Source organism: Streptomyces sp. NRRL F-2664, assembly GCF_000719345.1.
GTDB lineage: Bacteria > Actinomycetota > Actinomycetes > Streptomycetales > Streptomycetaceae > Streptomyces.
The window spans coordinates 1-5,990 of the sequence record NZ_JOFX01000105.1; the positions used below are offsets into that span (position 1 = coordinate 1).

Consider the following 5,990-nt stretch of genomic DNA (forward strand, 5'->3'; position numbering starts at 1 on the left):
CGCCCGCCGTCCATCAGCAGACCACGCAGGTAGATCGACCCCACCAACGCTGATCCGCCCGCCCGAACGGCTCGCATACCTCCGCCGCGAAATCCTCCAGGTCACACCGGACCGCCGCCAACTCTTCAGCCAACACACCCGATCAACGACCCAGCCAATCAACCGGACACGCCACCGGCGATCGAACCCGACCAAGCCCTACTAGGGGTGTGAGTGAGCGCGTCGTTTGTAGTGGCTGACACGTGCCTGGCACTGTCGACGCCGTCGCCAGTGTGACCAGTGCAAGACGTGGTAGGTGCTTGGGCGGGGCCGGGTGAGGCTGTGGATCAGGCGTCCCTACCTTGAAAGGAAATGTCCGCCAACCGGGCACACGCCCGACTCCGCTCACCCGTTGAACGGTCCTTCGCCCACCTCCAGGCCTCGCGCATCTTCCGCAGGGTCCGCGTCAGCCCAACAGGTGACGTCAATCGTCAAGGCCGTCCCCACCCGGGAGAAGCAACGCTGAAGAACTCAATGGTCGGCAGTCCGCTACGCTCCGGCGCCGCTTACCGATCACCAGAGCGAATGCGCTCTCAGCGCCCAGCGGTACACTCGAACGGCACCCTAGACACCCATCTGGAGGGTTGCCATGAGGAGCATTCGGACCTGCCTAACCGCAGCGGCCATCGGCTCGCTACTCTTCCTTGTTTTTCCCGCCCCTCCTTCCCAGGCGGCTACCACTTTCGGCACCCCTGCCCTCTTGCGGCTTTTGGATGTGGGCCCCTGCCCCAACGGCTACCTGTGCCTTTATCAGGACGAGGGCCTACGCGGGGGTGGTTATGGTGTCAGAGAGGGCCGTGACCTAAATGACTTCAGAGGAATAAATTTCAATGATGAGATGTCTTCGTGGGCAAATGCGACAAGCAGTCGCTACTGCTGGTATCCTGACATCAACTTCTCGGGCCCTGGAAGGGGGCTACAGCAAGGTGCGGCTAATAACGTCAACTTTAGAGAAGATAACGACATAGCATCCTCAATTGAGGACTGCTGAGGCCTCGACACCGGACCGAGGGTGGGCGAGGACTTCCAATGCCAGGGTCTGGGTCTGGAAGCGGCCCTCAGTCAGGACGCGAGGGGCTTACCCGATGGGCGTCGACGTGTCCAGCTCCACCCTCGGCTTCCTTACGCCACGCCGCAGCTGCGGCGCCACCGCCGCGCGACCGGCTCCGGGGGCGGCGCCTGAGCGTCGGCCGCCAGCCGCCCTCCCCACCCTCCCGCTTCGCGCACCTGCGGACGGGCCGCCACAGGATTCGGCATCGGCACCACGACGACCTGCCGCTACGTCAGCGAGGCTCTCGAGCGCCTGGCCGCTCTCGCGCTGGGATTGACCGGTGTGGTGCGGACCGCGTCGCCGCAGGCTACTTGATTCTGGGCTCTCCCGGCGACCGGCCGATCGCAGCGGACCGGCCCGCCTGCTCAGGCAATCACACGCGGCGGAATGAACGCCCAGGTCACCGCCGACCCGTCCGGCCGGATGTCGGCCCTACCGGCCCTACCGGCCCTACCGGCCCTGCCCGGCGCTGTCCGCGACATCCGTGCGGACCGCGGACACGGCATCACCGACGCCCCCGCCGAGGCAGACATCCCGTGCTGAGCCGACAACGGCTACCGAGGTGCCGACGGCGCCGTCCGTATCTCGCGCCGGGACGTGGGAGACCCCCTCCGTAGGCCAGCAAGCTGTGAATCCTATGCATTCCGGACCCTCGTCGAACAGGCCGTCGCTACCCTCAGAAGCGGTTGTCTATTCGGTCGGGATCGCTGAGTTTCCGCTGTTCACGAGCGGGTTTCGGTGCTGTGCGGGAGTCTCGTGGCGGCGGGTTGCGTCTTGATCGGTGGGAATGGGGCTGGTGGCGTCGGTGCTGGGTCTGCTGGAGGCCAGGAGTCGGCCGCGCGGGAGGCGCGCCTCTTGACGGGCTTGATGTGGCCGTAGAGCCGGTCCCAGGTCAGGTCGAGGGCGGCGAAGAGGTGGCGTACTCCGTCGTAGGTGGCCCGACGGCGTCGGCGGGGTGCGCGGTCGAGGTTCTGGTGTCTGCCGCCGTGGTTGGCCCACTGCCGGCCGGGCAGGGGCATCAGGCCGAAACGCGGATCACCCGGCACCAGCTGCGTCTGACCACCTCAGAGTGAGGTCGGAAATGGCTCAGTCATACCGGGCCCGGAGGCCCGCGGTCCCATTGCAGGAGGGCGAAACCCCTTACAGGGGCAGCGCCTCTCCTGCGGCTACAGCGCCAAAGGCTCTCAGCGGCCGTCGGGCCGCCTCAGAAGCCCTGACCCAGAGATTAGTCGCATGCCAGGCGCGGGCCGTAGGCCCCTTGAGCCTCCCACATGCCCGCACCTGCGAAAGCCCTGAGTATCACTTAGATTGCCTCTAGGAAGTCCGTCACTCGGAAGGTGTGTGAAGGTAGACCAGAGATCATCAGATTGGAAGGCGTGGCTTTGGTGAGTTTATTTCTCGGGTTGGGCCTTACCGGCTAGGCCCTGCGCCGTCTGATCCAGGCAGATTGCTGACACCGCATACCAGGATGGGATAATCGCATGACCAGAGCACCGTCGGTGGAATCAACGCCGGATGGATATATTGTAACGTGTGATGGTATCGGCGTGACGGGACGCGGGCCCACAGAAACTGCTGCATGGAACGACTTTTGGAGGGTGCTTCACGCTCAGTGGAAGCCATCGACTGCCGACACGCGACGTCGCCCTTCCCTGTGGCAGCGGGTCCGTTCCTTCCTCGCCTCCTAACGCTCTCAGTTGAGTGAAGGGGCTGAACCAGTATGCATCTGGTTGCCGCAGTGGCGATTGGTAAGTCCGGCGCCGCCGCAGGTGAAGCTCGAAGCGGGGACTCCAGGCAGCGATCCCGGCGAGTCGAGTTTCGCAACAGTCTGAGGCGTCGTAGGTCAGTGCATCCCTACTGGCTCCTCTAGGTTTGCCACGGACCGGCGGCGGATAGGAATTGCAACGGGCAGGGCTCCGGGCGGGATCTCGTTCCAACTCCTGCCTTGAACGGGTGGCAACGCTGACCGCCACCGCGGGGGTCGGCGTCAGCTGCCGACCTCACGTCAGACCCTATGCCCGCGTGATGTGTCGGTGTCCAGCAAGCATCCATCCGGAATTTACTTTGACGCGTACGCTTGAGGGCTGCGTCGGGCTCGCAGGGCTGCATTGGTTCTCGATCAGGGTGGGAGCGCTCGGCCGCGACGTCCAGGGCTTAGGATCGCGCTGCAGGACTTATTTGTTTTAAACTTGCGCTGCTGGAGCCGGCACCGATTATTGCCTCAATCGGTTGCTACACCCTCCAGGTAGGAAGTCCGATATCCGTGGGGTACAGGTGGTGTGGAGTGTTAGGTGCTGGTTGTCGGTGATCTTCGGCTAGATGAGGGCAGCCGCCGGGCGGTACGGGCCGACCGGCATGTAAGTCTGACTGCCACCGAGTTTGAGCTCCTGCGGTATCTGATGCGCAACCCGGAGCAGGTGCTGAGCAAAGCCCAGATCTTGGACCGGGTGTGGCCGTATGACTTCGGCGGTCACGTCAATGTAGTCGAGTTGTACATCTCCTACCTGCGCAAAAAACTGGAGCGCAGCCTCGGCATGCCTCCAATGATCTACACCAAGCGGGGAGTCGGTTACCTAATCAAGCCGGCCGAGAATTTGCACGAGGTGACGTAGCGGTTTGCGTCGCGCCGCCCTTGCCGACACGAGCCCTTGCTCGTCCTTCAATAGCGTCCGGGCTCGGCCAGGTCATCCAAGCCGGTGCACGGGCCACGCGTTGACCATCCTCGCGGGGCTTCATGCACCGCAGCCGCACGACCCCCGACTCACCCATAGGGTGACACACCGCGGCAAGATCACCGCCGTTTGCGGCCGATAGCGATCCTGGTGGCCGATTCCGTGCCCGGCGGAGGCGGCTCGTTGGCTGGGGCAGCAGCGGCCGTCTTGGCGTCCCCGCACGCGGGCGGGGTGTGGAGTGTCGATGCGGCCGAGGCCGTGGCCGAACGTGCCCGAGCTGACCGCGCAGGTGGGGGTGGTGGCGGCTCGGGGCTCGTACCCGAACGTTGGCGATGCGGGTCCGCCGTGACGAATGGGCGAGTTGTTCGCGGACGCCGGGTTTGCCGAGGCGTTTGGATCCAGAGGCCGACCGGGCTTGTCACCGAGCCAGCTGGAGCTGGTGACGGTTTGCAGTTCGCCGAGAACTTCACCCACCGGGGCAGCGCATCGGGTGAGGTACGGCCCGGACCTGAAACACGCGCTCGGCCTGGAGCCGGATGATCCCGGGTTCGATGCCTCGGTGCTGTCCGAGTTCCGCACGCACCTGGTCGAGCACGGGATGAAGGAGAAGGTGCTCGCCCTGCTGCTGACCGCCCTCAAGGGCCGGGCCTGGTGATGGCCGGAGGTAGGCAGCGCACGTGCAGTGGCACGAGAGTCACGCTCAGCATGCTTCTGCATCACAGAAGCCGCGAGAGGGGCGACCTCACCGATCACATTGAAACGGCAGCTCAATAACGGCTGCCGTCCCATGGGGCTGCACACTCTCCAGGGTTAGCCGACCGCCCACCCCTTCTGCCCTTACCCGCTGCGATGATACCCCAATGTGGCCCTCCTTGGCTTTAGCGGCCAGCTGACCGGGGGCAATTCCTCTGCCATCATCGGTAACGGAAAGCCTCACCCTCTCCTCCGTTGCGATCAAACGGACCTGGACCCGGCGGGCCTCCGCATGCTTTACGATGTTGGAAAGAAATTCGCCGGCGGCGCGAAAGATAATTTCATCCACTGGGGTCGGGCCACTTACCTGACAAGTAAAATCGAGTTCGAATCCACCGCGACGTGCACCTTTCTCGAACAGTGAGTGCAAGGCCCGTTCCAATCCCGCGAGTTTGACCTGATCGGGATGGAGTTCGGTGACGGACGAGCGGAGCTGATGAGCGGCGTCAGCGAGTGTGGACTGAAGTCGAAATAATGAGCCCTCGGTCGCTTGTCCTACCCCTGCCTGACTGATTTCCTCAGCATCCAGCTTGGCTGCCAGAATGTTCTGCAAGGCCCCATCGTGAAGGACTTCTGAGATTTTGCGCCGCTCATCTTCCTCCAGGGTGATCACTTGACTGAGGAGCACTGACCGCTGCTGAACGAGGTCGGCAATGGTAGAGACCCTGGAACGCTGCAATGCGGAGAAGAGCACACAACACAGCGCTACCATGGCAATGAAGCACGCATGGGTCACCAGGTAGACCCAGTCGGGTGCCGCAGTTGCAACCGCCGCGGCTGCTAGGTAGGCGCTGACGGATGCGACTCCCGCCAAGGCGGTCACATGCGGAACAAGCTGAAAGGCTACAACGATAGGCACGAGAAAGTACAGATCATCGAAGAGTGTAATATAGTTAGATGTAGCACTAGGGAAACCGCCAGATAGCGCAAGAACCGTTGTAATTGCGGCAAGGTCGATAAGCATGGGCCAAAGCGCGGCACGCAGGGGTGTCAGCCAATTCCAGTGCGCCAGCAAAAGGAACAGATTAACCGCCGCATAGCTTCCCATGATTGCGTAAATTAGAAATGCGTGATCACGCGGCGGGAAGACCGTCATATTCATGGTAAATAGCGCAATTGTGATGCCGATTCGGACTGCGCTTTGAATGCGCAGCGCGAGCCAGGCATTATCGCGCATGACAGCAGGAACCGAAGCTCCTGGTTGTACTTCCGGGCGCCTAAAATTGGGCAAACGGTATCGGATGGAGCCGCCTTTGCGTGCCATACGCATCTCCCGAGGTTCTGAACGCGCTTTTAAAGCTAGAGGACTCTTAAGGTCTTTCGCTGCTGTCGACACTAGGAGGTGCAACAAAGGCGCCGCCCTTCTCGACCGAGATGCGCTTGGCGAGCACCCGCTTCTTCAGCGCCTTCATCGCCGGCTCGCGCTCCTTGAGGTCGACGACCAGCGGGGTCGCGATGAAGATCGAGGAGTACGC

At 62.9% G+C, this 5,990-nt stretch carries 3 protein-coding genes and 5 pseudogenes; 4 read left to right on the forward strand and 4 right to left on the reverse strand.

Annotated features, from left to right (window positions below; translation table 11 throughout):
• Positions 1 to 136 (reverse strand): annotated as a pseudogene (locus tag IF89_RS49860) (IS701 family transposase); the annotation flags it as partial.
• A gap of 492 nt (positions 137 to 628) precedes the next feature.
• Between IF89_RS49860 and IF89_RS49865 the strand changes: the two are divergent.
• Together IF89_RS49865 and IF89_RS48425 are read left to right on the forward strand one after the other, a co-directional pair.
• Positions 629 to 1,030: a peptidase inhibitor family I36 protein gene (locus tag IF89_RS49865; protein WP_078628721.1), complete on the forward strand. Its 402-nt coding sequence runs from the start codon at positions 629 to 631 to the stop codon at positions 1,028 to 1,030.
• Positions 1,031 to 1,124: 94 nt separating this feature from the next.
• Positions 1,125 to 1,774: pseudogene (locus IF89_RS48425) on the forward strand (IS5/IS1182 family transposase); the annotation flags it as partial.
• A 164-nt stretch (positions 1,775 to 1,938) separates the two neighbouring features.
• On the opposite strand, the pseudogene IF89_RS49465 reads toward IF89_RS48425, so the two are convergent.
• Positions 1,939 to 2,112 (reverse strand): annotated as a pseudogene (locus tag IF89_RS49465) (IS630 family transposase); the annotation flags it as partial.
• 1,269 nt (positions 2,113 to 3,381) lie between these two features.
• On the opposite strand from IF89_RS49465, the pseudogene IF89_RS0133995 reads away from it, so the two are divergent.
• A pseudogene (locus IF89_RS0133995) lies at positions 3,382 to 3,702 on the forward strand (winged helix-turn-helix domain-containing protein); the annotation flags it as partial.
• A 550-nt stretch (positions 3,703 to 4,252) separates the two neighbouring features.
• A complete protein-coding gene (locus tag IF89_RS49470) occupies positions 4,253 to 4,417 on the forward strand; it encodes a transposase (protein WP_324605400.1) in 165 nt (54 codons plus the stop codon).
• A gap of 87 nt (positions 4,418 to 4,504) precedes the next feature.
• Here the strand turns inward: IF89_RS49470 and IF89_RS43380 are convergent, their stop codons facing one another.
• Both IF89_RS43380 and IF89_RS45265 read right to left on the reverse strand, forming a co-directional pair.
• Entirely contained in the window at positions 4,505 to 5,692 is a 1,188-nt protein-coding gene (locus IF89_RS43380; RefSeq protein ID WP_158718066.1) for a sensor histidine kinase, read from the reverse strand.
• A gap of 133 nt (positions 5,693 to 5,825) precedes the next feature.
• A pseudogene (locus tag IF89_RS45265) lies at positions 5,826 to 5,990 on the reverse strand (protein translocase subunit SecF); the annotation flags it as partial.

What these genes read in the sequence shown, in the direction of transcription:
- IF89_RS49865 (WP_078628721.1), top strand. Translation starts at nt 629, where the DNA reads ATGAGGAGCATTCGGACCTGCCTAACCGCAGCGGCCATCGGCTCGCTA.
- IF89_RS43380 (WP_158718066.1), bottom strand. Translation starts at nt 5,692, where the DNA reads ATGCGCGATAATGCCTGGCTCGCGCTGCGCATTCAAAGCGCAGTCCGA.